Raw genomic sequence first — 710 nt, forward strand, 5'->3', positions numbered from 1 at the left:
GACGCCATTCGCGAGGAGTTGGCGAAAGCCGAGATCGAGGCCGTCATACCGGCCAAGCGCAATCGCAAGAACCCTGCGCCGCACGATGCCGAAAAATACAAGTGGCGCAATCTGATCGAGCGACTGTTCAGCAAGCTCAAGAACTGGCGGCGCGTCGCCACACGCTACGACAAGAGCAAGGAGTCCTACCTCGGTTTCGTCGCCATCGCCGCAGTCAAACTCTGGCTACCCTTTGTCCACGAAGCCTAGTCAATCGGGAGATATCAACGGCGGCGAGAAAACAAAACAATATTAGGCTCGAGACCGCCCAGACCTACGGCGGCGGCCCGCTTCTGTAGTTGTCTATTACGCGGAACATCCCGTGACCTCGCCCGCTAGGACCAATCAGGCTCGTCATCATGACGAACGTCCCATTTCTTTAGCGCCTCGATCAGCCCGATCAGTTCAGCTTCCTCAATCCAGGTTGCGGCTCGACGAGTTCGGCGGCGCGCTCTTTCGCACGCTCATAATCGCCCTCGCATCGGACAATGGCCTTGATTGCCTCCATCATCGCACGTCCTTCATCTTAGAGCCCGTCCCGAAAGGGTTGAGCGGCTGGGGCGCTCGTGATTCCAAGGGGTTGTTCAGGCCATCTTGGAGCGAGCGATGTGGACCCCAGCCACTCGCCGGCAGCATAGTCGCGCGGGACTTCGATACGAAACGGATTTGAC

General features: G+C 58.5%; 1 protein-coding gene. It reads left to right on the plus strand.

Annotated elements, in window-relative coordinates; all coding sequences use genetic code 11:
- Window positions 1-249: transposase (locus AC1DZY_RS26635; RefSeq protein ID WP_476823168.1), on the plus strand; the 249-nt coding region annotated here is incomplete at its 5' end.
- Window positions 250-710: the final 461 nt, after the last annotated feature.

The organism is Allobosea sp. P2_A10, assembly GCF_056405115.1.